Below are 26609 nucleotides of genomic sequence, written 5' to 3' on the forward strand. Positions count from 1 at the left end.
TGAAAAAGGGCTAATGGTAAAAAAATTTATCAAAGTACTTTTATTAAAAAATTAAATATAATTTAAAAACAAAAACATAGATATTTATTTTATTTTTATTCATCAGATTTCAGTTGTTTTATTCCAGATTGGCATAGCTCTTGCAAATTTTGAACTTGAGTTTAATCAATATCATAAAAACGTCTCAGACGATCTGGGGGAGTCATACAATGAAATCAACATTAAAAGTATTATCTTTTGCTTTACTAGGTGCTGCATCTTCTTTCACTTTCGCGGATGAACCAGCTGCTGAACATTCAGTTTCTGGAAATATCAGTGTACTTTCAAGCTATAACCTGCGTGGGATTACCAACACACCTGAAAATAGCGGAGCTACTTTACAAGGCGGACTTGACTATAATCACGCCTCTGGCTTCTATGCTGGTTGGTGGGGCTCTACCTTGGATTATTCTTTGGTTGAAGAAGGCCGTGATGCTTTTGAAAATAATTTCTATGCAGGCTACAGCCATTCGGTAAATGATGATTTGGGTTTAACGATCGGTACGACTTACTACTATTACTATGAATCTGATGAAGAAACGAATGGATTTGAGCTGTTATTAGGTCTGAGCTATAAAGATTTAGGTATTACAGCACAAACTCTTCTTGAAGATACGACTTGGGGGAATGCAGGGGATACTTATATCAAAGGTACTTATAGCTATGCACTGCCTAATGACTTTAGTTTAGACACCGCTTTAGGTTTATATGCTTATGAAAAGTCAGGTGACTATGTAGAAGAGACAAGTGAAAGCTTTGGTTTCCGTCATTTTGATATCGGTTTAAGCAAACCTCTTGCAGATACTGGTGTGACTGCAAGCATCAATTACATCATCGGTGGTTATGATCGTATGGATGTGAAACAAAAGAACAAAGTAGTATTCGGATTAGGTTATAGCTTCTAATTTTCTCTGAATAAAAAAGGCGACTTTAAGTCGCCTTTTTTATTGCTTGGATTCTTATTAAGTTATTTAAATGTGCTGCCCGCGATAAGACAAGGCTTCCGATAAATGCCCAGTCTGAATATCTGGACTTTGGTTAAGATCGGCAATGGTTCTGGCAACACGCAAAATGCGATGATAGCCTCTTGCTGATAAATTCAGTTTCTGCTGCGCCAGTTCAATCATTTTCTGAGCTGGTGGATCGAGAGGGGCATATTGTTCCAGTTGTTTCGGACTAAGACTCATGTTTAAGGCGTTTTGCCGTTCGATCTGAATATTATAGGCGGTGATCACACGCTGTCTGACGGCTTCAGAGTTTTCGACGGGTTTATTGTCCTGTAACTCCTGTGCCTGTAAAGGTGGTACGTCAATATGCAGGTCAATCCGATCCAGTAATGGACCAGAAATCCGGTTCTGATAACGCTTGATGCTTTCAGGTGAACATTGACAGCGGCTGTCCTGATTAAATGCATAACCGCATGGACAAGGATTCATGGCTGCCACCAGTTGAAAATTGGCTGGAAAAGTAATTTGCCGGGAAGCACGTGAGATTACAATTTCTTTGGACTCAAGCGGCTGACGTAATACTTCTAAAACCTTGCGGTCAAACTCAGGCAGTTCGTCCAGAAATAAAACGCCCAAATGTGCCAGTGTGATCTCTCCAGGTTTAGGATGTGAGCCACCGCCGACCAGTGCAATGGCAGACGCAGTATGATGCGGTGCCCGAAATGGCCGCTGGCCAAAGGGATGATTGGCATTGGCAATTGAATAGATACTAGCAACTTCCAGATTTTCCTGAGTATTTAAGGGAGGTAAAATACTGGCGAGGCGCGATGCTAATAAGGTTTTACCTGTACCAGGTGGGCCGCGGAACAGCAGGGAATGGCCACCTGCAGCTGCAATTTCCAAGGCACGTCGTGGTCGCAATTGTCCTTTCACATCCGCAAGATCAAATTTATAAAAAGAGTGCTGATCTAATGGACTGGTCTTAAACGGGGGCAAGGTTTCTGCTTGAGCCAGATGTGCACAGACTTCCTGTAAATGATTGGCAGCAAATACCTGAAAATCCGGAAGCTGAGAGGCTTCCTGAGCATTCGGACTAGGCAAGATCAGTTGATGCTGTGCCTGCTGGCAGGCGATTGCAATACTCAGGATTCCTGTTACTGGCCGCAATTGACCATCTAGGGCCAGTTCACCAATAAATTCAAGGTCATCTGTGCAATTTTCTGGAAGCTGCCCTGAGGCCACTAAAATTCCTAGCGCAATCGGCAAGTCCAAACGTGAGCCATCTTTAGGTAGATCGGCAGGTGCCAGATTAATGGTCAGGCGTTTGGTCGGAAACTGAAAGCCGCTATTCAGAATAGCTGATCGAACCCGATCCTTACTTTCCCTGACTGCGGCTTCAGGAAGCCCCACAATGGTGAGGGAAGGCATGCCAGAACTGACATGAACTTCGACTTCAATTAAAGGTGCATGTAGGCCTAACAGGCCTCGCGTATAAATTTTGGCAAAAGACATATTGTTGTTCCAATATAGTGCATTATTTTTATTGTTCTCGTGTCTTTTGTGCACTGTAGTTGTGCTTATTTTTTAATCGAGATTTTTTCTTCTAGTTCTTCGACTTGTTTTAGTAACTCATTTAAACGCTGATTGGCATTATTTAGGGCAGTACGTTGACGTTCGAGCTCTTCTTTAGACACTAAATCCATTTTACTGACGGCTTCATTGAGCAGGGCACGCAGGTTGTGCTCCAGATCCTTTTTAGGTTGTTCAACTTGCTGCAAAATTGCTTGTAACAGGGTTTCAATCATAATTCGATCCATCGCCATATAAATGCGCGGACAGTGTAGCATTGCTGCAAGAGTGACTGACAGTATTTCAGATAAAATATAGGCTGCTTCGATTAGTAATATTGTAAAAATCCACATAAAAAATATCCAATTTGTGCAGATTCCAATACGTTATAAGTATAAAATGAAAGAGCAAGAAACATCATGCCGGGCTTTCTAATTTCCCCCGACCTTGGGAATCTTGGCATGAAATTTGAACATAAAACCTTACTGGTGAAATAAGCCGAAGGAAAACAAACATGAAGCTCGTAACTGCAATTGTAAAACCTTTCAAATTGGATGATGTGCGTGAAGCATTATCTGAAATTGGTGTTCAAGGCATCACTGTGACTGAAGTCAAAGGCTTTGGTCGTCAAAAAGGCCATACTGAACTTTATCGTGGTGCTGAATACGTTGTAGATTTCCTACCGAAAGTCAAAATTGAAATCGCAATCAGCGACGAAATGGTTGATTCGGTAATTGAATCAATTACCCGTGTTGCAAGCACTGGCAAAATCGGTGACGGAAAAATTTTCGTAACTAACTTAGAACAAGTCATCCGTATTCGTACCGGTGAAACAGGTGCAGACGCTGTTTAATTTGGCACGAAGTTTGCTGAGTACCTAATAACTCACAAAAAACATGGTTGGGGGATACGAATGAAAAAAATGCTAATGGCGTTCGGCTTGTCCAGCGCTCTTTTAGGTGGTTCTGTTGCGTGGGCTGAAGAGGCCGTAACAGCACCAACACCTACTGAAGAAGTCGCACTCGTTGCAGAGACTGGTGATACTTCACTTACAACAACAGACACAACTACAGCAGAGATTGCTGAAGTGGCGCCAGCTGAACCAGCAGTGCCTGCAGAAGAAGAAGCTACTCTCGATACTGGCGATACAGCCTGGATTCTCACTTCAACAGCCCTTGTATTACTGATGACCATTCCAGGTTTAGCCCTGTTCTATGGCGGTATGGTCCGTAAGAAAAACGTATTGGGAACCATGGCACACAGCTTTGTTGCTGCAGCCGTAGTCAGTATTGCCTGGGTCGTGATTGGCTATACCTTGGCCTTTGGTGAAGGAAATGCCTTTATCGGCAGTCTGGACAAGCTCATGCTGGCTGGAATAACTACCGATGCGCTATCCGGCACAATTCCTGAAATCCTGTTCGTGATCTTCCAAATGACGTTTGCCATTATTACGGTTGCCATCATCAGCGGTTCGATTGCTGAGCGTATGAAGTTTGGTGCTTTTGTGGCATTCATTGCACTCTGGGTGATTCTGGTGTATGCACCAATTACTCACTGGGTCTGGGGCGGCGGCTGGTTAGGCAACGACGGTGCGCTTGACTTTGCTGGTGGTACAGTCGTTCACATCAACTCAGGTGTAGCGGGTCTGGTTGCAGCCTACATGCTTGGTAAACGTATGGGTCTTGGCCGTGAATCAATGGCGCCACATAACCTGACTTTAACTGTAGTCGGTGCAAGCTTACTTTGGGTAGGCTGGTTCGGCTTCAACGGTGGTTCAGCATTGGGTGCAAATGGTTCTGCAGGTTATGCGCTGATCGTAACTCAAGTTGCAGCAGCGGCAGCAGCGATCTCTTGGTTAATTACTGAAAAAGTAGTACGTGGTAAGGCATCTGTATTAGGTGGGGCTTCTGGTGCGGTAGCAGGTCTGGTGGTAATTACTCCAGCAGCTGGTTTTGTCACTGTCGGTGGTGCCCTGGCAATGGGTCTGATCGGTGGTGTGGTATGTTTCTGGGGTATTACTGCTCTGAAACGTACACTGAAAGCTGATGATTCTCTGGATGCCTTTGGCCTACACGGTGTGGGTGGTATCGTTGGTGCGATTCTGACAGCATTCTTCGCAAGCGAATTCATCATGGGTGATGCTGCTCCAGCAAATGTAATGAGCCAACTTTGGGTTCAAGTTGAAGGTGTACTTGCAACCATCGCTTACTCTGCAGTATTAACTTTCGTGATTCTTAAAGTGATTGATCTGATCATCGGTATCCGTGTTTCTTCTGATGATGAACGCATGGGTCTGGACTTAAGTCAACATGGCGAACGTGTAGAATAATCTGCTAAAACAATAATCAATATATTGTGTAAAACAGCCCATCTGGGCTGTTTTTTTTCTATATGTTGCGTAAAACTCTACAAAGTTTGGAATTTTTGCTACACTCGGAAATCATCAGGATTTGTTCAATTAAACCGCTATGCATTGCCCATTTTGCAATACACCAGACAGTAAAGTGATCGATTCACGCCTGGCCGCTGAAGGTTGCCAGATTCGCCGCCGTCGTGAATGCGTCAGTTGTAATGAACGCTTTACCACCTTTGAAAGTTATGAAGTGGTGATGCCGCGTGTCATCAAATCTGATGGCAAGAATGAACCCTTTGATGAAGCCAAATTACGCCGTTCCCTGATGCATGCCTTGCAGAAACGTCCTGTGACGCAAGAACAGATTGAAACGGTACTCAGTGATATTCAATTACAGATTCGCCGTCTGGGTGAGCGTGATGTGAAATCACGCACTATTGGTGAAATTGTCATGCAATCTCTATTTGCACTTGATCATGTGGCTTATGTCCGTTTTGCTTCGGTCTATCAGGATTTTCAGGATGTCGAGGCTTTTCGTCGTCAAATTGAACAGATGCAGCAACGTGGCGAATTTCAAGAATAAACATGTCTGAACTCAATCAAGATCAAGTCTGGATGCGCCGTGCCATCGAACTGGCACGTCAGGGACAGTATTCCACTAAACCGAATCCAAACGTTGGCTGTGTCATTGTCAAAGATGGCGTAGTAGTGGGCGAAGGTTTTCATCCCAAAGCGGGTCAGCCACATGCTGAAGTCTTTGCAATGCGTGAGGCCGGTGAGCAGGCCTATGGTGCAACCGCTTATGTAACTTTGGAACCCTGTGCGCATTATGGCCGTACACCTCCATGTGCCAAAGGTCTGGTTGAAGCTGGCGTAGCTAAAGTTGTCGTGGCTTGTCCTGATCCAAATCCACTGGTCGCTGGAAAAGGCGTGCAGATCCTGAAAGATGCTGGCATAAAGGTTGAAGTCAGTGTTTGTGAGGATGAAGCGCATCCGCTGAATGATGGCTTTCTGAAAGCCATGGCGACTGGGATGCCTTATGTGCGTTTGAAAATTGCATCGAGTCTGGATGGCCGTACGGCTATGGCATCCGGTGAATCGAAATGGATTACCGGTCCTGAAGCCCGTCAGGATGTCCAGCACTGGCGTGCCATTTCTGGCGCAGTGATTACCGGGATTGAAACTGTATTGGCTGATGACTGTCAGCTCAATGTCCGTAGTCTGAAGGGTGTTGATGATATTAACAGCATCGTTCAGCCAAAGCGGGTTATTCTGGATCGCCAAGGCCGTTTGCTACTCACTGCCAAAATTCTGGAACAGCCGGAAACGGTAATGGTCATAGGGCCATATCGTCCGGAACTGGCTGACCTGGGTGTGACCCAACTTGAGATTCAGTCTTTACAAGAATTATTACAGCAACTGGTTCAGCAGCATCAGATATATGATGTGCTGGTGGAAGCAGGTGCGACTTTATCTACTGCATTTTTACAGGCAGGGCTGGTGGATGAACTCATCAGTTATGTTGCACCGACTTTATTGGGGCAAACTGCGCGTAGTATGTTCAATGCAGAATTCAGCCGAATGGCAGAACAACTTCGATTCAAGTTGCAGGACGTGACCCGTTTGGGTGATGACGTGCGCTTCAGGTTAATTCCCTCTCAAGAGACACTATGAATTCAGAGTCTACGGTTTACCACAAACGTCGCCATGCGGCACGTACCACAGATGAATATCTTTTCCATCAGTTGGTTCCTTATTTGGGGAACAAACGCCGTTTACTACATTTAATTCTGGAAGCACTTGAGAGCACGGGAACCTTAAAACGCGAAGATGGCCGTGCGCCGATTTTTGCCGATTTCTTTGCCGGTTCTGGTGTGGTATCACGTTTGGCACGTCAAAATGGCTATCGTGTCATTGCCAATGACTGGGAACCCTATAGTCATGCACTCAATCATGCAGTTTTAGCTTGTACTGAAGCACCTGCCTTTAAAGAGCTCGGTGGCTATCAGAAAGCGATTGATTATCTGAACCGTTTGCCTGAAGTTAAAGGCTGGGTGACACATAACCTGTGTCCGCGTAATGATGAGATTTATGATCCGACCCGAGACCGTTTGTTCTTCAAACGCCGTAACGGCATGCGTATCGATGCCATCCGTCAGCAGATTGCCACCTGGCAGGCTCAAGGTGCGATTGATGACGTGGAAATGAGTGCTTTGCTGGCACCGCTGCTCTATTCAGCCAGTTTTGTCAGCAATACCTCAGGTGTATTTAAAAGTTTCCATCATGGTTGGGGCGGTAAAACCCAGACTGCACTAGAACGCATTGAATCACTACTTTGGTTAACGCCAAGCCGTTTCTGTGAAGATGCTAAGCATCAAGGACCTGCCGCAGAAATGTGGTGTGTGGATGCCCAACACTTAGCCAATCAGATGAGTGGTTTTGAAGTCGATGTGGCTTATCTGGATCCACCGTATAACCAGCATGCCTATAGTAGTAACTATCATGTACTCAATGCTTTAACGCTGTGGGATCAGGTGGATTTACCGACTCCAGACACTAAAGGCTTCAAGAGCGGGATTGACCGTGCATGGCGTAAAGAACGTCCAAGTCAGTACAACTCATCCAAGCATGCCAAAGAAGCCTATGAAACTTTGTTGGCGACCATTAATGCGCGTTTTATCCTGACCAGTTATTCAACCGATGGTAATATCAGTGCCACAGATTTGCTGCAGGCCAACCTGAAACGTGGCCGTGTAACCTTGCTCACTCAGGATGTGCCACGTTATCGTGTCAGTAAGCAGCGCCAGTCTGAACGTGCACGCGTATTGGAATTTATTGTAATTACCGACACGCATGCCAAGTCAGGTCCACCAATTCGTCAGTTACTGAGCCAGTTGCATCATTATGCTGAGCTGGGCGGTGTGGATACGACCGGCGTGAGCACCCAATTGGCCTTGTGGTAAGCGCAGAGAAAAAGGAAATAAAGATGTTTACAGGTATTATTGAAAGTCTGGGCAAGGTCGAGAGCTTGCAAAGCGTTGGCGGTGATGTACGCTTACGCATCCAGACGGATCTGGATATGTCCGATGTACATCTGGGTGACTCGATTGCCACCAATGGCATCTGTCTGACCGTAATTGACTGGGGTGAGAACTGGTATGCTGCAGACGTATCACGTGAAAGCCTGGACCGGACTACACTGGCTAACTGGAAAGTCGGCCAACCTGTAAATGTCGAAAAGGCAATGCTGCCCACTACACGCTTTGGCGGACATATTGTCTCTGGTCATGTCGATGCGGTTGGTGAAATTACAGTAGTACGTTCCGATGCCCGTTCCATTTATTTTGAAGTGACTGCACCAAAAGAAATTGCCAAATATTTGGCAGAGAAGGGCTCTATAACAGTAGATGGTATCAGCCTGACCATTAACCACTTGCGTGGTAACATCCTTAGTCTGAATCTGATTCCACATACAGCCGAACGTACCAATATTAGTACCTGGAAGTTAGGCACTAAAGTCAATCTGGAAGTGGATGTACTGGCGCGTTATATCGAGCGTTTATTGCTTGGTGACAAGGCCGCAGAAACTACAGAACAGTCTAAAATCAGCATGGAATTCTTAGCCGAAAATGGCTTTTTGAAATAAATCCGCTGAGCAATTACCAGACAGTCTAATTGAAAAATTAGACTGTTTTTTTATTTTTCGGGATAATACGTAGCTCAACTCGCGATTTTAGCCCCAGTGGACAGGTCGAATGCTCGATTTTTTACTTCATCTTGAACAGTCTTTACCTCTATTGCTGGAGCAGTATGGGGTGTGGATCTATGCAATTTTGTTCCTGGTGATTTTTGCGGAAACAGGTTCGCCATTTTTTTTCTTTTTGCCCGGTGACAGTCTGTTGATTGCCGTCGGTGCGCTGTGTTCCAGCTCCGATCTGATTACCTTACACTCCATGGGTTTATTGCTGCTGATTGCTTCGATTCTGGGTTATACCGTGAATTATTATTCAGGCAGGGTGCTCGGATTAAAATATTTCAATGAGCATTCACGGTTTTTCAAACCCGAATATATGGTCAAAACCAATCATTATTTTATGAAACATGGCGGCAAGACGATCTTAATTGCGCGTTTTATTCCCTTTGTACGTTCCTTCGGTCCTTTTGCGGCAGGTTCTGGCCATATGAGCTTTGCAACTTTCAGTTTTTATAATGTGACTGGGGGAATTCTCTGGATTAGCATTCTGCTAGGGGCTGGCTATCTGCTTGGCAATACCGCATTTTTACTGGCTGACTTGTTTTAATTTTAAAGCAGATTTTATAGTTTGATGGAATAAACTAACCAAGACAGGGGATGGATTAGGCTGAAAAATAAAAAGAATCTTTTCAGCCAACTGACGATCAACTTTACTCAGCCAGATCAGAATTTTTCAGAATATAGTCAATTTCTTCTTTGGCTGCAGCGCGTAATTTCTCACGCAGTGCATTGACGGTTTGTTCAATCACAGTTTCTGCTTCGAGTTCCAGACGTAACCGTAAGCTTTCCAGCTCAGATAAAATCTGGGTATCGTCGATATTTAGGCGACCTTTGGCAAAGTCGAGCACCTGATCCGGATTTTTCTGATAACGTGCGGCATAATCCTGAACCTCAGTATCTAGCATATGACGCATTTCAGCCAGCTTCCGGGTCTGCTCGGCAAATTTTCGCTCTTCATCACGGCGTAGCTGTTCGGCATAGGCTTGCTCTTCAGCACGTTTTTCGGCTAAGGCTTTTTCGAGTGCCCGTTGTCTGCGAATACGTGCTTCTTCAATCAGTTCGGCCTTGCGCTGTGCATACGCTGCTTCAATTTTACGCTCAGACTCTTTCTGTAACTGTTGGTCGCGAACGAGCCATTCTTCTACAGCGGTTTCAGGCTTAAGTACTTCACAGATGCGCGAGAGGTCATCGATAAAGGTCTGACGTACAGCCTCAGGCGTGTTTAACCAGCGCTGTTTAAAATCTGGACCTACATTTAATGCCACTTGCATCTCCTTGTTCACGTGATTACTTAGAGCTTAAAGGTATTTGGCTGAATGCCAAAGCCACGATATTGTTTATATTTTTCACGTCCCAGCTGTTTGGCTGGTTCATTGTTTTCAATAATCTCAATAATGTGACTAAATTTCGCATCAGGTTCAAGTGCTTCCGGATTAAAATTAAAAATAATCCAGCCAGGCTGCTCTGGTAATTGAGCCGATATACAAACGGTCGCATCTGGCTGATCGATTCCATGCGGAATAAAGCTGGCAGGATCAAAGTTCCATAGCTTTTCATCCAGTTCCTGCTGTAAGGCAGGATCGGCACACAGCAGCCAGATACGCTCTGGCTGACGCAAAATTTTACGGCATAAACGACAAGTGCTGTCCACTTGTCGTTCAGGGCTTTTTTCAAATAAATAAAAGCTGACCTTAGCCATGCTTTTGAACGCGATTAGCCAGGAATTGCATTAATAGAGGTACTGGACGGCCAGTTGCGCCTTTATTTGGACCTGAATTCCATGCAGTACCTGCAATATCCAAGTGAGCCCAGCGATATTCACGCGTAAAACGTTGCAGGAAGCATGCAGCTGTTACAGAACCGGCTTTAGGGCCACCAATATTGGCAATATCAGCAAATGGTGAATCCAGTTGTTCCTGATAGTCGTCCAGTACTGGCATGCGCCATACACGGTCAAATGCATTTTGGCCGGCGGTTTCAAGCTCTGCAGCCAGCTCATTGTCTGGCGTAAACATACCGGTCAAGACTGAACCTAAGGCCACTACACAAGCACCGGTTAGAGTTGCAATATCAATCACCAGGGCAGGGTTGAAGCGTTTCACATAAGTTAGCGCATCACAGAGTACCAGACGGCCTTCAGCATCAGTATTTAAAATTTCAACAGTTTGACCACTCATGGTGGTTACGATGTCACCTGGACGGGTGGCTTTGCCCGATGGCATATTTTCCGCTGCAGCAATCGCACCTACCACATGAATTGGTAAACGAGATTCGCATAGTGCACGAAGCGTGCCCAGAACTGAAGCTGCACCGCACATATCGTATTTCATTTCATCCATGCCAGCGCCTGGTTTTAATGAAATACCGCCGGTATCAAAAGTAATGCCTTTACCCAGTAATACAACTGGTGCTTCTTCACGATGAGCCAGATATTCAATTGTAATAATACGGCCTGGACGGTCTGAACCTTTGCTAACTGCAAGGAAGGCACCCATACCAAGGTCAGCCATTTGCTGTTCATTAAGTACAGTTACTTTAAGCAGGTCCGGATATTGAGCCGCCAGCGCTTGCGCCTGTTCTGCCAGATATTCTGGGAAACAAATATTGCCAGGACGATTACCCAGATCACGCGCCAGATTCTGACCAGTCTGAACGGCCTGAATCAATTGCAACTGTTCAGCTGTTAGCGGAGTTTCGGCAGCGATGAAATCAATCTGCTGCAGAATAAATTCGTTCTTTTTTGACTTGTATTCGTCATAGCCGTAGCTGGCTTGAGTTAAAGCCAATGCAAACAGATAGTGCAATTCTTGTGGAAGTTGTGTCAGATCAACAGAAATCTGTTTGAATTTTTTTTGAGAGCCTTTAATAATGGCTTGGGCAATTTTCGCCAGTTTTCCCGCTTGTAATTCGGCAGTCTTGCCGAGGCCGATCAGGGCCGCATGCTGAGACTGGCTGACCTGTCCAATCAGGCTTAAACTTTCTGCCAGACCAGCCTTGAATTGAGATGCTTCAATTAATGTATCTAGGCTGTTGATTTGGTATGTTGATGCAGTGCTCTGAATCTGTTCTGAGTCGACTAAAATCAACAAAGATTGACTTGATCCATTCTCTGGGAATGACGTATTAATTGTAAGGTTCATATCTTGTTTTCACGCCTGTTTAGATTTGCAAATCATTCAAGCATTGAAACATTTATCCGAATAGATTTTCAATGGGCAGAGCCACCTAGGTTTTATATTTTTGCTATTCGGGTAAACTAGCACTCGTTTTATGGAGCTCATTTTGGAAGAACTAATTTGATTATTCGGCGTTATCTGGTCAAGCAAGTGGTATCGACCTCCTTGGTGGTGATTGCCTTACTGACCCTTATCATGATGGGCGGTCGTTTGATCAAGTATTTTGGTGTGGCCGCACAGGGGCGTCTGGATGCGGGAATCCTGTTCAGCATCATTGGTTATCGTTTGCCTGAATTCCTGACCTTGATTCTTCCACTTGGGTTCTTTATTGGCTTAATGCTGGTCTTTGGTCGTCTCTATGTTGATCATGAGATGGCGGTCTTAAATGGTAGTGGAATTAGCCGGCATCAGCTGGCACGTCTTTTGATTCCGATGACTTTGGTCTATCTCCTTGCACAAGGCTTTCTCATGTTGTGGGCTTCACCGTGGGGGATTCGACAGTTCGAAGCCTTGACCAGTGAGCAGGCAGTACGAACCGGCTTTGATCTGGTTCGGCCCAAAGAATTTATCTCTTCCGGACCTTATACCATTTATGCCGGAGATCTATCCGAAGATCGCAAAAACCTGAAAGATATCTTCTTCTATCAGCGTGCGGAAAAAGAAGGCAAGCCAGATGTGATGATTCTGGCGCAGGAAGCGACCCGAATTGAAATGCCGAATGATGCGGCCAATGTGGTCGATCTCGTCAATGGCCGCCGCTATGAAATTTATCCAGGCACGCCGCAATATACCCAGGCTGAATTTGAAAGCTATCGTTTACGGATCGAAAGTGATAAAGAAGCAGAACTGGCCAGTGATGAAGTCGAGGCCTTGCCGACCGGACAGCTTTGGAAAAACCGTCAGGATCCGGTGGTAGCCAGTGAGCTTGGCTGGCGTGTCTTTGTACCATTTGCCATTGTAATTGCCCTGATTTTGTCTGTAGCCCTGTCTGAAGTGAGCCCACGTCAAGGTCGCTATCTCAAATTATTCCCGGCACTGATGATCTTTGCCAGCCTGATTGTCGCCCTGATGGCGATCAAAACCCGGGTCAGCAAGGCGGAAATGGGCATTTGGGCTTATCCATTGGTCCTGATCATATATGCCATAGCCGGTGCATTGTTCTCACGTAAACAGAATTTGGCGCCAAAAATTAAAAAACGGATTCAGCGAGTGAGGTCTTAACAATGTTAGCACGTCGTATAGTTGCCAAACATGTGACCGGAACCACCGCGCTGGCGATGCTTGGGGCAACCGCTGTTCTTTCAGGTCTGCAGGTCTTATTTACGTATTTAGGTGAATTGGGTTCCCTGAAAGAAGGCTATGGTGCCTGGGATGCCTTGAAATATGTACTCTGGGGGGCACCGAATTATCTTTATGAAATCCTGCCAATTTCGGCACTGATTGGCGCGGTACTCGGTTTAGGTACATTGGCTTCCAATAGTGAACTGATCATAATGCGTTCAGTCGGAGTCAGTCTGTGGCGGATTGTCGGCTGGGTGATCCGTTCAGCATTGCTATTGGTCGTATTATCGTTTGCCCTGAGCGAGTGGGTGATTCCATATACCAATGAACAGGCCAAAGCAGTCAAAAGCTATAACAAGCCAGTCAAAATTGGTGAAGTGAAAGGTTACTGGACGCGTGAGGGTAATCGCTTTATCTATATTGATTATGCCAACGCCAAGGGCCAGCTGAAAAATGTACAGATGCTGGACTTTGATGACAATTACCGACTGCGGGGTACTCTGGATGCCAAGCAGGGTGAATTCGTCAAAGATGGGGCTTGGAAACTAGATAGCACAGAACAGTTTGATATTTTACAAAACGGCAATGCGACACTGGTACAGCATGATGAGCAACCACTGGCTTTGGCTTTGCAGCCGAAATATGTGCATATGGTCACGATTGATCCGGAAGATTTATCACCAAGTCAGTTAGTGAGCTTTATGAGCTATATGCATGAATATAGTCAGGTACCTAAAACCTATCAGCTGGCCTTCTGGCAGAAAGTCGGTTCGCCATTTGCCCTGATTGCGCTGGTAGTGATTGCCTGTTCATTTATCTTTGGGCCATTGCGTCAGCAATCGATGGGCTTCCGTTTGGTGATTGCGTTATTCGCAGGGTTAGGCTTCTTCTACCTGCAGGATTTTCTCGGCTATGCCAGTCTGGTCTATGCGCCGTCACCGGCATGGTTCGTATTTATTCCTATTTTACTGATGTTTGCTATTGGCGGCTACTTGCTCCATCGGGCCCGCTAAGCCACAGGAAAATAGAAGAAATCAATCGCAACAAGAGGCTTAAACCATCGACTGGTCATGGCCTCTTTTTGCAAAATTCGGTAAACTAGAGCGATTAATTCGTAGACGAAAAGAGTATTTCATTATGACGGATGCAACTGCTGGCAAAATCCCTCACGTTTTGGTGATTATGGATGGTGTGGGTCATCGCGAAGCGGTCGAAGACAATGCGTTTTTAGCGGCTAAACGACCAAATTTAACTGCTATGCAGGAAAAGCATCCGCATGGTTTGATCTCAGGTTCAGGTGAAGATGTCGGCCTGCCTGATGGTCAAATGGGGAACTCTGAAGTTGGTCATATGAACCTCGGTGCTGGCCGTGTGCTGTATCAGGACTTCACGCGTATTACTAAAGATATCCGTACTGGTGCTTTCTTCGAGCATGAAGTGCTGGTAGATGCGGTTGAGAAAGCCAAAGCAGCAAATGGCGCAGTCCACATTATGGGCCTTCTTTCTGAAGGCGGTGTGCACTCACACGAAGATCATATCGTGGCGATGGCTGAACTGGCTTTAAAACGCGGTGCTCAGGTTTATCTGCATGCGTTTCTCGATGGCCGTGATACACCACCAAAAAGTGCGCAACCCTCTTTAGAAAAACTGGATGCATTATTTGCTCAATATCCGGGCCAGGGTCGTATTGTCAGCATGATCGGTCGTTATTTTGCCATGGATCGTGACAACCGTTGGGATCGTGTAGAGCAAGCATATCGTCTGCTGACTGAAGGTGAAGCAATGCGTACTGCAGCTACTGCAGTTGAAGGTCTGGAACAGGCTTATGCTGCAGAGGAATCAGACGAATTCGTAAAAGCGACTCGCATTGGCGACACTGTGAAGATTCAGGATGGCGACAGCGTCGTATTCATGAACTTCCGTGCTGACCGTGCCCGTGAATTGACTCGTGCCTTTGTTGAAAAAGATTTTGCCGGTTTTGAACGTAAGGTTGTACCGAATCTGGCGAAATTCGTAATGTTGACCCGTTATCAGGCGACCATTGATGCACCAGTAGCCTATATGCCAGAAGCGCTGGTAAATTCTTTAGGTGAGTATCTGTCGAACCTGGGTAAAACTCAGCTACGTATTGCAGAAACCGAGAAATATGCGCATGTAACGTTCTTCTTTAGCGGTGGCCGTGAAGATGAATATCCAGGTGAAAAACGTATCCTGATCCCATCTCCAAATGTTGCGACTTATGACCTGAAACCGGAAATGAGTGCCTATGAAGTAACAGATGAACTGGTGGCAGCGATCAATTCAGGCGAGTTTGACCTACTGGTTGTGAACTATGCCAATGGTGATATGGTCGGCCATACTGGTGTATTTGATGCAGCAGTGAAAGCCGTTGAAGCCGTGGATACTTGCTTAGGCCGAGTTTATGAAGCTGTGATGGCGAAAAAAGGTCATATGATTATTACTGCAGACCATGGTAATGTGGAGCAGATGCAGGATTATCAGAGCGGTCAAGTGCATACCCAGCATACCACTGAACTGGTTCCATTTATCTATGTGGGTCCAAGCTCTGCAACAATCGCAGAAGGTGGCGTACTGGCTGATGTTGCACCAACCCTGCTGAACTTGATGCAAATTCCGGTACCAGCTGAAATGCAGGGTCGCAATCTTATTGAGCTGCATGCTTAATCTTTTATAAAACAGGTATAAGAATGATAAAAACACATGGCAAGTCTGTAGTCTTATCCTGCTTACTGATGTGTTTGAGTCATTCCGCCTGGAGTGCTGTTTCGACCGAGATGGCACTCGATGAACTGGAAATGGATGAACAGGTCTATAATGAAATTCCTGTTACATCCATCCAGGAATTTGTTCAGATTTATGGCATCGTCAAAGATAATTATATTCAAGACAAAAATGACGATGTGCTTTTCCAGCAAGCCATTCAAGGTTTGGTGAGCGGCCTGGACCGCTATTCCCGCTATTTATCTCCTGAAGACTATAAACAGCTGCGTGAATATACTGAAGGTGATCTGGCCAGTATTGATTTTGATCTGCATTTTAATCCACAGCTAAAACAATGGATGGTACAAGGCCTAAGTCCGGATGCTGACTCTGCCAAACAAGGCCTTCGCAATGGTGTCACAGTTTATAAGATTGATGATCAGGTCTTGAGTGCGCTGAAACGTGAGCAGGTGCGAGATTTATTGACTGGTGCCATTGGCTCTACTTTAACGCTTCAGCTTTCTGCGCAAAGTGTACCGATTACACTGGTCCGCAATACCAAAGTGGATACCGAGATTAAATCGACTTTACACAGTAATCAGGTTCTGGTGCTGCAGGTCAAAGTTTTCCAGCAAGATACTGCTAATGAAATCAAGCGAATTATTGAAAGTTATTCAACCAATCGCCTGAAAGCAGTGCTGTTTGACTTACGTAATAATCCGGGTGGTTTATTGTCTGCGGCTGTTGAATCAGCAGATTTGTTCCTGAATCAGGGCATTATTGTCTCGACCAAGAGCCGTTCTGAAGGTAATCAGCAATTTCAGGCACTTCCAGGAATTGAATTTCAAAATCTGAAAGTCGGGATTCTAATCAATAACCGTTCGGCTTCCGCTGCAGAAGTATTTACTGCTGCTCTGAAAGAACATAATCGTGCCTGGGTGGTAGGGGAAAAGAGCTATGGCAAAGGGGTAGTGCAGAAACTGTTTCCTTTGAGCAATGGCTCTGCTTTGCAGATGACTGTATCGCAATACTTTAGCCCGAGCGGCAATATGATTGAAGGACAGGGGATTCAGCCACATTTCACCTATCCTCTCGGTCAGGATGCGCGTGAGGAGAGCTATCTGGATCACGTCACAGACTTGCTGCTCCTGCAGAAATAATTATTCCTCTTCTTCGGTATCCAGTCCGAATTTTTTCAGACGATAACGTAAAGAGCGAAACGACATACCGAGTTTTTTGGCGGCCAATGTACGATTCCAATGCGTCAGATTCAAAGCATTCAGCAGAATTTCTTTTTCAATCTTTTCTAAATACAGTTCCAGACCTTCCTCGGGGAGTTTCTTGGGAATAATGATCTGATCCGTAGATGAGGTCGGCTCTGCCAGATTTGCCGTTTCTGATAAGATAGGTGCCAGATGACGCAGTGGAGCAGTTTGCAGATGCTGAAGATCAATCTTGTCTTCATCACTCAAAGTAATAGCTCGTTCAATAATGTTACGCAGTTCGCGTACATTGCCCGGATAGTATTGCTCCAGTAAAAATTCCTTGCTCCGTTCCGTCAGTTTTTTCGCAGGAATCTCCCATTCCTGACAGATCTTTTGAACAAAATGCTCAGCGAGGAGCAGAATATCTTGGCCGCGCTCACGCAGTGGTGGTAAGACCAGATCCATCACGTGAATACGGAAGAACAAATCCTGACGGAATTTGCCTTGTTGTACCAGCGCATCGAGATCCTGGTGGCTGGCACTAATGACACGGAAATCGACATCAATTTCAGTGTCAGAACCGACTGGACGAATGCGTTTTTCCTGGACGGCACGTAACAGTTTAACCTGCATAGATAGCGGTAATTCGGCGATTTCATCTAAGAACAAACTACCTCCATGGGCAGACTGAATTAGTCCTTGTTTGTCCTGAGTCGCGCCAGTAAAGCTGCCTTTCTTGTGGCCAAACAGTTCACTTTCCATTAATTCAGTCGGGATTGCACCGCAGTTAATCGCGATAAAAGGTCCTTCATTGCGGTTACTAAGACGATGGACCAGATTGGCCACCACTTCTTTCCCGGTCCCTGATTCACCAGTAATAAATACCGGAGCTTGAGAACGGGCAATTTTTTTCAAGGTGACCCGCAATTGCTGAATAGGCAGAGATTGTCCAATCAGCAATTTATGTTCTAATGAATCATTGGAATTATTCTGATAATAGTCTACTGGTTTATTCAGTGCTTTTTGCAGCAGTTGTTCCAGATGCTTTTGATTGATCGGTTTGCTAACAAAGTCAAATGCACCTGCCTTGAGTGCAGCAATAGCAATATCCATATTGCCATAAGCCGTTAGAACAGCTACCGGAAGGTGAGGGGAATGCTGGTTAATCCAGTCCAGTAATTGCAGACCATTGCCATCAGGAAGATTTAGATCTGTCAGACAGGCATCATATTGATGATCTGCCAGACATTTTTTCGCATCTTCCAGACGATGGGCAATATGCGTACGGATTCCCATGCGCATCAATGACATTTGCATGAGGGTACATAGATCTTCCTCATCATCCACCAATAAAACCAGTGGTTGTTGTTCCACAATATTTCCCCTTATTCCTTTTATGCTGTCACACGTTGACAGCTAATCCGAAAGCATGCGCCCTGTTCTTGTGAAATGTAGTTGAGTTGTGCCTGATTGGCTTCACAAAAACTGTGTGATAAATATAGTCCGAGTCCCGTTCCATGGATAGACGTGCTGAAAAAAGGTTTAAATAATAATTCCTGATCATGGGTGGCAACACCAGAGCCAAAATCCCGGACATCTATCCATACCTTATGTTCATATGGGTGAATATTCAATTGAATATGGGACGAATCCGGTGAATTATGCCGGATGGCATTACGAATCAGGTTAATTAGAATCTGACGTAACTGGGCTTCATCGAACTGAATTGCCAGTGGTACATCAATATTAAATTGAATCTGGTCCGCCACATCTGCTAAATCCTCCTGAATAAACAGTAGGATAAATTCATTCAGCTGAATTACGACCGGATGGGTTTCCTTGTTTTTCACCATATTCAGGGTGTCCTGAATAATCCGGTCAATCCGGGTGGCCTGTCGGCTAATCATCTGATGCAGGACCTGTTGCTGTTCAGGTTCAGAATCGAGATAAAGATCATTGGCCTGTACAATGGCAGCCAGAGGATTGCGAATTTCATGGGCAATACTGGCGGAAAGCTGGCCTAGAGCAGCAAGCTTTAACTGTTGCACCTGCTGATTAAGTTTGCGGGCATCTTGCAGCACGAGGAGAGTCAGAGTCTGGTGCGGCACAATCAGCTTTTGTACCTGCACGTGAATATTATAACGACTCTGCTGGGATTCAAATTGAAACCGCTCGCCATTTTCCAGATTTTCAAAACGGATCAGTTCAAACAGGTCATTTTGAGATTGGTATAACGAAAATCTTTCATGGGCATACATTGGCTCAATGCCGAGCAGATGACAGGCAGCCGGATTACTGAGCACCACATGGTAATTCTCATCTAAAACCAGATAGCCGGTTTCAATCTGTTCCAGAATATAGCGGTTAATATTCTGTAAGCGATATAGTTCCAGCGATTGAGAAAAATTCAGGTTTTCCAGAATCTGAAAGCGCCGTACCGCAATTTGTCCTGAGCCATAGACGACAAAAAACAAAAAGGCCAGCAGGGCACTATTCCCGATATTGGTAAGCGAGGAAAAGGCAAAAATACTGCCGATAAAATGCTGGTAGATGATACTAATCACCGCAATCAGGGTGATGATCAGGGCCTTCTTGGCATCGAGCAATAATGAGGCTGAAAAAATGGTAATAACAAAAATCAGTCCGAGATGCACGTTTGGACCCTGACTGGCCAAGGTCAATAAACTGAGAAAAAAGACATCGCTGGCAAAAATCAGAATGAACTGCGGCTGAATCAGGCGCTTTACCCATCTCAGCGTAAACAGCTGCACAGTATTGACGGCGACGCTAATCATTAAGGCATAGTGATAGAGTTTAGGATACTGATAATCTGTAGTCATATCAGGATAAGTCAGCAGAAAAATCAGCAACAGACCCGTGCTGATAATCAGGCGGTAGGCGCTATACCATAGGCCCAGATGATATTGATTCAGTTCAGAATAACTGGATGTTTGCGCCATAGGAACCGCATTAAGCAGAGGGTTAAATTAAGGTTTAATCAGGCCATAGCGCATTGCAAGATGGGTTAGTTTAACATCACTATCGATATTCAGTTTTTCGAAGATCCGGTAACGGTAAGTATTAACTGTTTTAACACTTACAAACAGCTTGTCGGCAATTTCCTGCGCGCTGATACAGTTCACTACCATCATGGCTACCTGCATTTCACGTTCAGACAGTGCGTCAAAAGGAGATTGCTGGGTATCGGACAGGTAAGAACTCGCCAGCTGTTCAGCAATGTCGGCACTGAAATATTTACCGCCCTGCATGACTTTATTGATGGCACGGACCATCTCTGATACAGGTGCACCTTTGGTGATATAACCTTTGGCACCTGCTTTCAATAATAGTGAAGGATAAGGTTCTTCAGCCAGGCCACTGACCGCAAGAACTTTGGTTTCAGGAGCAGTCTGTAGCAAACGGCGTGTGGTTTCTACACCACCGATACCTGGCATGTTGACATCTAACAGAACCACATTGGGATGATGCTGACGGACGAGGGTAATTGCTTCTTCACCAGATTCAGCCTGTCCAATCACCTGAACATCCGCATGGTCTTCCAGCATTCTGCAAATTCCAGTACGAACTAATTCATGGTCGTCGACAACTAAAACTGTGATCACCTAGACTCTCCCTCATTAAAAAATCATTTTTTTGTTACATAAAGCAAAATAAGCTTGCAATGAAACTACAAAATTAGCAATCCTATTCGCAGATTAAATCTGAAACTTATCACATAGTGTCAAGAACAAAAAATGTTCGGCATTGTGTTTAAATGTAAGGCATATTAGAGGTAATACGCAAATCAATCTTACCTCTGTTAGTTGAGTGAAGGAATAGTGAAGAAAATAAACAAGTCTTTAAGGCATCTACTCGGCCTGTCCGTGTTAATCAGCATGAGCACGACAAGTTTTGCTGAAATCATTATGAATTCTGGCACAACAGAGGGCGGATCCAGCATCAGCTGGTCTTCTGATGAAGTCAATCAGCTCATGAATGATAATTTGAGCGTATCTGCTGCAGAACCTTCACCACCAGGTTCAGCAACTGTTACGACGACGATTCGTCAGGGCAGTGCACCAGCGCCAGTACCGACAAAACCTGTACAGATTATTGATAATAGTCATTTTAGTAATCAACCTGCTGTAAGTGCGCGTGCAGCTCTGGTGATGGATTCACAGACAGGTGAAGTGTTATTCAGTAAAAATACCAATAATGCTTACCCGATTGCGTCGATTACCAAATTGATGACTGCAGTAGTGATTTCAGATGCGCGTTTGAATATGTCTGAAAAAATTACTCTGCAACAGGCTGATTTTTCCTGTGCAGGCTGTAAGAGCTCAAGTTCTACTTTAAGAGCCGGGGACAGCATGAATCGTGCTGAAGCCTTATTATTTGCTTTGATGAAGTCTGAGAACCCGGCTGCAGCCGCATTGGCACGTACCTATCCAGGTGGACGTGCAGCCTTTATTGCGAAGATGAATGCCAAAGCTAAAGAGCTGGGCATGAATTCAACCCATTATATGGAATCTACTGGCCTGCATCCTGGCAATGTGTCTTCTGCACGTGATTTGGGGATTCTGGTCAATACCGCTTCACAGTATGGTCTGATCCGTCAATTCTCTACCACTGCCAGCTATGATTTCAACCTGGGTTACCGTGTATTGAAATCTAACAACACCAATTCACTGGTGCGTAATGGTGGCTGGAATATCAATCTGTCTAAAACCGGTTATATTAATGAAGCAGGACGTTGTGTCGTCATGCACACCACCTTGAATAACCGTCCTGTGGTGGTCGTGGTATTAGGTGCGGATTCAACTGCTGCACGTACCAATGATGCGACTCGTCTGATGACTTGGGTATCTAGCCTGCCTAAACAACGTGTTTAATCTTTTTTAAGCGCCTATAAAAAGCCCTGCAATTGCAGGGCCTTTTATTTCAATCTAAATTACATATTAGAAAGAATTGATTCACGAACCTGTTCTAAAGTTGCGTCAATTGAAAGCATTACGGCATCAGAACATTGTTTGATCGCAGTATCCGGATCTTTCAGACCGTTACCAGTTACGGTACACACGATCACAGAACCTTCAGCAATTTTACCTGCTTTAATGTCACGGATTGCGCCACCGATTGAAGCTGCAGATGCAGGTTCTACGAATACGCCTTCATACATAGAAAGAAGACGTTGCGCTTCCAGAATCTCGGCATCAGTCAGTTCATCGAACCAGCCTTTAGAATCACGAACAACCGCTTTCGCATGGTTCCAGCTTTGTGGATTACCGATACGGATTGCAGTTGCAACAGTCTCAGGATTTTCAACAGGTGCACCACGAAGGAAAGGTGCAGCACCAGAAGCCTGGTAACCTACCATTGTTGGCAGACCTTCAGGTTTAGGACCAGTGAAGGCATCAGTTGCAGCGTCATAAACCACTTGTTCAAACTCGCCAGTAGGCTGATTTGCAACCGCTTCGGTATAACCCATCCAGTGCGCAGTAATGTTACCTGCGTTACCTACTGGCAGGCAGTGGTAATCTGGTGCACGGCCCAATTCATCCACGATTTCGTAAGCAATGGTTTTTTGACCTTGCAGACGGTACGGGTTGATTGAGTTAACAATCGTCACAGGTGCTTTGTCAGCGATTTCTTTTACCAGACGCATACCGTCATCGAAGTTACCGCGGATTTGCATGGTAATTGCACCGTACATCATCGCTTGCGCCATTTTACCCATCGCAATTTTGCCTTCTGGGATTAAAACGAACGCTTTGATACCTGCACGCGCAGCATAAGCTGCAGCTGCTGCTGAAGTATTACCTGTAGATGCACAGATAATGGCTTTAGAGCCTTCTTCAACCGCTTTTGTTACCGCCATGGTCATACCACGGTCTTTAAATGAACCAGTCGGGTTTAAGCCCTCGTACTTCACATAAATTTCAACATTTTTGCCAATAATGCGCGGAATATTCGCAAGCTTAATCAGTGGTGTGTTACCTTCACCCAGAGAAACGGCTTTAGTAGTTGCAGACACTGGTAAACGGTCGCGATAGCGGTCAACTAAACCAGTATAACGATTGGCATTCGACATGATGATGTTCCAATTGTGTGTAGAGCTTGGCAAGGGGAGAGTGTCCCCTCGACCCGATTAATTATCAAGCGATTCTAAACGAATTCGTACAATTTCGCCATGAATGACAGGAAGAGCTTGAATTTGTTTTAACGCTTCATCCATTTTCGCTTCCTTGACTGGATCAGTCAGGATCACGATAGGAATAAGATCTTTCAGACGTGACTGCTGCAGAATTGCATCAATACTGATGCCTTCGCGGCTTAGAATAGAGGTTACTTCAGCCAGTACTCCGGTTTGATCTTCAGCATTGATCCGGATGTAGTATCCAGTCGTCATTTCTTCACGTGGCAGGATTGGCAGGTCACTTAAGCTTTCAAAAGCCAGTTGTGGAATTGTACCAGCACCATCTTCAGTATAAGAAATATCACGTACGATATCCACGACATCTGCGACTACTGCAGAAGCTGTAGGACCTGCACCCGCACCTGCACCGTAATACAGTGTAGGACCAACCGCATTGGCTTGAACCAGAACTGCATTTTTTACACCATTCACATTAGCGATCAATTGCTCTTCAGGAATCAGGGTAGGGTGTACACGGAGTTCGATACCAGTTTCAGCACGACGGGCAATACCGAGGTGTTTGATACGGAAGCCCAAGTCTTCAGCATATTTCACGTCTTGTGCAGTAATTTTGCTAATGCCTTCAGTAAAGACTTTATCAAACTGTAATGGAATACCAAAAGCAATAGAGGCCAGTAATGTCAGTTTGTGTGCTGCATCGATGCCTTCTACGTCGAAGGTTGGATCTGCTTCTGCATAACCCAGCTCTTGTGCTTCTTTCAGTACATCAGCAAAGGCACGGCCTTTATCTCGCATTTCAGTCAGGATAAAATTGCCTGTACCGTTGATGATGCCAGCCAGCCAGTCAATCTTGTTGGCTGCCAGACCTTCACGCATCACTTTAATAATTGGAATGCCGCCAGCCACCGCTGCCTCGTAAGCAATTTGCACAGCGTTGTCATCGGCAAGTTTGAACAGTTCATTCCCGTGTTCAGCGAGCAAAGCTTTGTTCGCAGTTACGACCTGTTTACCATGCAGAATGGCTTCTTTAATCACTTCATAAGCAGGGTGAATACCGCCCATGACTTCAACCACCACATCTACATCAGGTTGACGTACGATGTCGAGCAGATCTGCACTTTGTTTGACTGATTCAGGTAGATCCAGATCAGGACGCGGGCGACGCGTACCAACATGGGTAATTTGAATTTCACGACCGGTGCGACGTTTAATCTCAGCAGCATTTTCTTTTAATAGTTTAAGGGCACCACCACCCACAGTACCAAGACCGAGGATTGCCAGACGAACTGGTTTCACGTCACACTCCAAATATAAACAGTTTTTTACGAGAGCCTAGATCATAGCTAAAAAAGCGGTCTGACTCTAGGGTCATTTCAGAATATCTTCATCTATAAAATAAAGTTAAATAACTAATTAAAATGAGTTATTTAAGTCGATCCAATAATTCTGATGTGCTCATATAGCCACCGAGATAAAGTCCTTCAGAACTGTATACGCCCGGGGTACCATTAACACCAATATTAAGACCCATTTGATATTGATCTTTCACAGGATTTTTACAAGTCGTTGGTGTGATAGATCCACCGGCAATGGCTTGATCGAAGGCTGCACGACGATCGGAATTACACCAGATGGCTTCCATGGCAGGCATATGCTGCTCGCCACGTGGCCAGGCAATATAGCGTACTTCGATGCCTTTGCTGTTCATTTCATCCATCTGTTCATGGAATTTGTGACAATACGGACAGCTGACATCGGTAAAGACATAGATCACATGCTTGGTTTTGCCTTTGGCTGGATAAATCAGCAGGTCTTCCGCTTTAAGGTTTGCAAAGATTTTCTTGTTGACGTCAGATTGCAAAGTTTCACTGACATTATGCAGCTCTTTATCTCCAAGGCGAATGACATCGCCCTGAATCAGATATTTGCCATCATTTGTCACATAGACGGGTGCCATACCTTCCAGGCTGACCCATGACATGTTGGGTACTTCAGTGGTTTTAATACCCGTGATTTTTGCGTTAATTCCCGCTTTTTTGAAATGACCTTCGAGCGTTGAAATCAGGCGTTGCTGTGCATTACGTTCGCTAAGGTTAGAGGCTTCACCCGTCGCCGGTGCACTTGCTGTAAGCGTATCTTGCTTTTTATCTGAATTATTGGAATTGGAACATGCGCTCAGTCCCAGACCGGTAGCAAGCAGACAAGCGATAAAAATTTTGGTGCGGGCAAATGTCATAATAACCCTTTTTTTTCTTGGACTAAAAACAGAGCATTAGCATAGCAAAAAAAGATAGAGCTACGTCAAACTTCTCAGTTTATTCTATTCAAATCAGCTCCTAAGCCCGTGGATGATGGGTTGCATGCAATTGCTGCATTCTAACTTGTGCCACATGGGTATAGATCTGTGTGGTGGATAAATCACTGTGACCTAGCAACATTTGTACTACCCGTAAGTCAGCGCCATGATTAAGTAAATGCGTGGCGAAGGCATGGCGCAAAGTATGTGGAGACAGTTCAGCCTGAATTCCGGCTTGTAGTGCATAGCGTTTAATGGCATACCAGAAATTCTGCCGGCTCATGATGCCGCCATGCTGGGTGAGGAACAGATAATCGGTCGCTGTCTTATACAATTGCGGGCGTGCTTCCTGCAGGTATTTTTCCACCCATTCACAGGCCATCTGTCCCATCGGCACCAGACGTTCTTTATTGCCTTTACCGACAATACGCAAATAGCCCTGTTTTAAATTAATCAGATCCAGACGCAGATTAATCAGTTCCGTCACCCGTAAACCGCACGCATAAAGCACTTCAAACATGGCACGATCACGTAAACCAAGGGCAGTATTAATATCAGGTGCATGAATCAGCGCTTCGACATCAGCTTCAGACAGGTCTTTCGGCAGGGCACGGCCCAGTTTTGGTGTTTTATGGGCAGCGACCGGATTGTCACTCCGCAGTTTTTGTTCCCGCAGGAATTTATAAAAAGAACGTAAGGCGGACAAACATCGTGCAATTGAACGTGGACTTTTTTGCTGTTTGGTTAGTTCAATCAGCACATCGGAAATATCATCATGGTTCCATTCTGGTAAAGGTTTAACCAGACATTCAGCACACTGGATCAGATCAGATAAATAGGCATTTCGGGTATGAGGGCTCACTGTCTGGGCAATCAGATAATCACGAAAACCCTGTAAGTAACTGAAAGCTTCAGGAATCTGAACTGGACTAGGAATGCGAGGTTTTTTATTCAGCATGATGTTTAATGAAGATAATTTTTAAAAGCGAGAAGCCTGATTGCTATTCTCCACTCTAGTTTAATTTTACTGACATGTCGATGTGCTATACAGCCAAGAAGAAATGTAATTAATACTTATTTGTTAATTATTCTCATTTGTTTGTATACTGTA

At 45.0% G+C, this 26609-nt stretch carries 25 protein-coding genes; 13 read left to right on the forward strand and 12 right to left on the reverse strand.

Features of this window, described 5'->3' with window-relative positions; all coding sequences use genetic code 11:
- Nucleotides 1-209: 209 nt before the first annotated feature.
- Nucleotides 210-944, forward strand: coding sequence for a TorF family putative porin (locus FTV34_RS10640; RefSeq protein WP_180015429.1), 735 nt, complete (start codon nucleotides 210-212; stop codon nucleotides 942-944).
- 66 nt (nucleotides 945-1010) lie between these two features.
- On the opposite strand, the gene FTV34_RS10645 is transcribed toward FTV34_RS10640, so the two are convergent.
- Nucleotides 1011-2498, reverse strand: a complete 1488-nt coding sequence (locus tag FTV34_RS10645; protein WP_180070104.1) for a YifB family Mg chelatase-like AAA ATPase — start codon at nucleotides 2496-2498, stop codon at nucleotides 1011-1013.
- A 65-nt stretch (nucleotides 2499-2563) separates the two neighbouring features.
- Nucleotides 2564-2791 (reverse strand): accessory factor UbiK family protein, encoded by a 228-nt coding sequence (locus FTV34_RS10650; protein ID WP_004787313.1) that lies wholly within the window; start codon nucleotides 2789-2791, stop codon nucleotides 2564-2566.
- Nucleotides 2792-3069: 278 nt separating this feature from the next.
- Here FTV34_RS10650 and glnK point away from each other — a divergent pair, with 278 nt between their 5' ends.
- The 7 genes from glnK to FTV34_RS10685 all read left to right on the forward strand — a co-directional run bounded on the left by glnK (nucleotide 3070) and on the right by FTV34_RS10685 (nucleotide 9209).
- Nucleotides 3070-3408, forward strand: a complete 339-nt coding sequence (gene glnK / locus FTV34_RS10655; RefSeq protein WP_004650081.1) for a P-II family nitrogen regulator — start codon at nucleotides 3070-3072, stop codon at nucleotides 3406-3408.
- A 60-nt stretch (nucleotides 3409-3468) separates the two neighbouring features.
- Nucleotides 3469-4884: an ammonium transporter gene (locus tag FTV34_RS10660; RefSeq protein ID WP_180053833.1), complete on the forward strand. Its 1416-nt coding sequence runs from the start codon at nucleotides 3469-3471 to the stop codon at nucleotides 4882-4884.
- Nucleotides 4885-5023: 139 nt separating this feature from the next.
- Nucleotides 5024-5491 carry a transcriptional regulator NrdR gene (nrdR, locus tag FTV34_RS10665; protein WP_004787309.1) on the forward strand — a complete coding sequence of 156 codons (468 nt, stop codon included), beginning with the start codon at nucleotides 5024-5026 and terminating at the stop codon, nucleotides 5489-5491.
- A 2-nt stretch (nucleotides 5492-5493) separates the two neighbouring features.
- Nucleotides 5494-6582, forward strand: coding sequence for a bifunctional diaminohydroxyphosphoribosylaminopyrimidine deaminase/5-amino-6-(5-phosphoribosylamino)uracil reductase RibD (gene ribD, locus FTV34_RS10670; protein WP_180070107.1), 1089 nt, complete (start codon nucleotides 5494-5496; stop codon nucleotides 6580-6582).
- Complete coding sequence (locus FTV34_RS10675) at nucleotides 6579-7871, forward strand: DNA adenine methylase (RefSeq protein ID WP_034703433.1); 1293 nt, start codon at nucleotides 6579-6581, stop codon at nucleotides 7869-7871. Before ribD ends, FTV34_RS10675 begins: the two co-directional genes overlap by 4 nt.
- A gap of 23 nt (nucleotides 7872-7894) precedes the next feature.
- Nucleotides 7895-8554, forward strand: coding sequence for a riboflavin synthase (locus tag FTV34_RS10680; RefSeq protein ID WP_166136489.1), 660 nt, complete (start codon nucleotides 7895-7897; stop codon nucleotides 8552-8554).
- A gap of 109 nt (nucleotides 8555-8663) precedes the next feature.
- Entirely contained in the window at nucleotides 8664-9209 is a 546-nt protein-coding gene (locus FTV34_RS10685) for a VTT domain-containing protein (protein WP_180070109.1), read from the forward strand.
- Between the two features lie 103 nt (nucleotides 9210-9312).
- On the opposite strand, the gene FTV34_RS10690 is transcribed toward FTV34_RS10685, so the two are convergent.
- The 3 genes from FTV34_RS10690 to FTV34_RS10700 are packed head-to-tail and all read right to left on the reverse strand — an operon-like array spanning nucleotide 9313 to nucleotide 11802.
- Entirely contained in the window at nucleotides 9313-9927 is a 615-nt protein-coding gene (locus FTV34_RS10690) for a hypothetical protein (RefSeq protein ID WP_159123955.1), read from the reverse strand.
- Between the two features lie 26 nt (nucleotides 9928-9953).
- Nucleotides 9954-10361, reverse strand: coding sequence for a DNA polymerase III subunit chi (locus FTV34_RS10695; protein ID WP_034703428.1), 408 nt, complete (start codon nucleotides 10359-10361; stop codon nucleotides 9954-9956).
- Nucleotides 10354-11802: a leucyl aminopeptidase gene (locus FTV34_RS10700; protein ID WP_180070111.1), complete on the reverse strand. Its 1449-nt coding sequence runs from the start codon at nucleotides 11800-11802 to the stop codon at nucleotides 10354-10356. Before FTV34_RS10700 ends, FTV34_RS10695 begins: the two co-directional genes overlap by 8 nt.
- A gap of 156 nt (nucleotides 11803-11958) precedes the next feature.
- Here FTV34_RS10700 and lptF point away from each other — a divergent pair, with 156 nt between their 5' ends.
- The 4 genes from lptF (at nucleotide 11959) to FTV34_RS10720 (ending at nucleotide 17000) form a co-directional block, all read left to right on the forward strand.
- Nucleotides 11959-13059, forward strand: a complete 1101-nt coding sequence (lptF, locus tag FTV34_RS10705) for an LPS export ABC transporter permease LptF (RefSeq protein WP_034703425.1) — start codon at nucleotides 11959-11961, stop codon at nucleotides 13057-13059.
- A 2-nt stretch (nucleotides 13060-13061) separates the two neighbouring features.
- Nucleotides 13062-14132 (forward strand): LPS export ABC transporter permease LptG, encoded by a 1071-nt coding sequence (gene lptG, locus FTV34_RS10710; RefSeq protein ID WP_180003801.1) that lies wholly within the window; start codon nucleotides 13062-13064, stop codon nucleotides 14130-14132.
- A 124-nt stretch (nucleotides 14133-14256) separates the two neighbouring features.
- Nucleotides 14257-15804, forward strand: a complete 1548-nt coding sequence (gene gpmI / locus FTV34_RS10715) for a 2,3-bisphosphoglycerate-independent phosphoglycerate mutase (RefSeq protein ID WP_180015005.1) — start codon at nucleotides 14257-14259, stop codon at nucleotides 15802-15804.
- Between the two features lie 23 nt (nucleotides 15805-15827).
- Nucleotides 15828-17000 (forward strand): S41 family peptidase, encoded by a 1173-nt coding sequence (locus FTV34_RS10720; RefSeq protein ID WP_034703419.1) that lies wholly within the window; start codon nucleotides 15828-15830, stop codon nucleotides 16998-17000.
- Here FTV34_RS10720 and FTV34_RS10725 read toward each other — a convergent pair whose 3' ends face one another.
- The 3 genes from FTV34_RS10725 to FTV34_RS10735 are packed head-to-tail and all read right to left on the reverse strand — an operon-like array spanning nucleotide 17001 to nucleotide 20668.
- A complete protein-coding gene (locus FTV34_RS10725) occupies nucleotides 17001-18422 on the reverse strand; it encodes a sigma-54 dependent transcriptional regulator (protein ID WP_180070130.1) in 1422 nt (473 codons plus the stop codon).
- A 17-nt stretch (nucleotides 18423-18439) separates the two neighbouring features.
- Nucleotides 18440-20005: a PAS domain-containing sensor histidine kinase gene (locus FTV34_RS10730; RefSeq protein WP_179992207.1), complete on the reverse strand. Its 1566-nt coding sequence runs from the start codon at nucleotides 20003-20005 to the stop codon at nucleotides 18440-18442.
- 27 nt (nucleotides 20006-20032) lie between these two features.
- A complete protein-coding gene (locus FTV34_RS10735; RefSeq protein WP_005233474.1) occupies nucleotides 20033-20668 on the reverse strand; it encodes a response regulator in 636 nt (211 codons plus the stop codon).
- A gap of 216 nt (nucleotides 20669-20884) precedes the next feature.
- On the opposite strand from FTV34_RS10735, the gene FTV34_RS10740 reads away from it, so the two are divergent.
- The gene (locus FTV34_RS10740; protein ID WP_180070113.1) at nucleotides 20885-21937 is read left to right on the forward strand and encodes a serine hydrolase; all 1053 of its coding nucleotides are present in this window, start codon (nucleotides 20885-20887) and stop codon (nucleotides 21935-21937) included.
- 59 nt (nucleotides 21938-21996) lie between these two features.
- Here the strand turns inward: FTV34_RS10740 and thrC are convergent, their stop codons facing one another.
- From thrC to xerD, 4 genes are all read right to left on the reverse strand, one after another.
- A complete protein-coding gene (thrC, locus tag FTV34_RS10745; RefSeq protein WP_180070115.1) occupies nucleotides 21997-23136 on the reverse strand; it encodes a threonine synthase in 1140 nt (379 codons plus the stop codon).
- Nucleotides 23137-23193: 57 nt separating this feature from the next.
- Nucleotides 23194-24498, reverse strand: coding sequence for a homoserine dehydrogenase (locus FTV34_RS10750; RefSeq protein ID WP_005233480.1), 1305 nt, complete (start codon nucleotides 24496-24498; stop codon nucleotides 23194-23196).
- A gap of 127 nt (nucleotides 24499-24625) precedes the next feature.
- Nucleotides 24626-25438: a DsbC family protein gene (locus FTV34_RS10755; protein WP_034703409.1), complete on the reverse strand. Its 813-nt coding sequence runs from the start codon at nucleotides 25436-25438 to the stop codon at nucleotides 24626-24628.
- A 100-nt stretch (nucleotides 25439-25538) separates the two neighbouring features.
- Entirely contained in the window at nucleotides 25539-26456 is a 918-nt protein-coding gene (xerD, locus tag FTV34_RS10760; RefSeq protein ID WP_159124366.1) for a site-specific tyrosine recombinase XerD, read from the reverse strand.
- Between the last annotated feature and the right edge of the window lie 153 nt (nucleotides 26457-26609).

This window comes from Acinetobacter sp. YH16038, assembly GCF_013417275.1.
In the GTDB taxonomy this organism is placed as follows: Bacteria; Pseudomonadota; Gammaproteobacteria; order Pseudomonadales; family Moraxellaceae; genus Acinetobacter.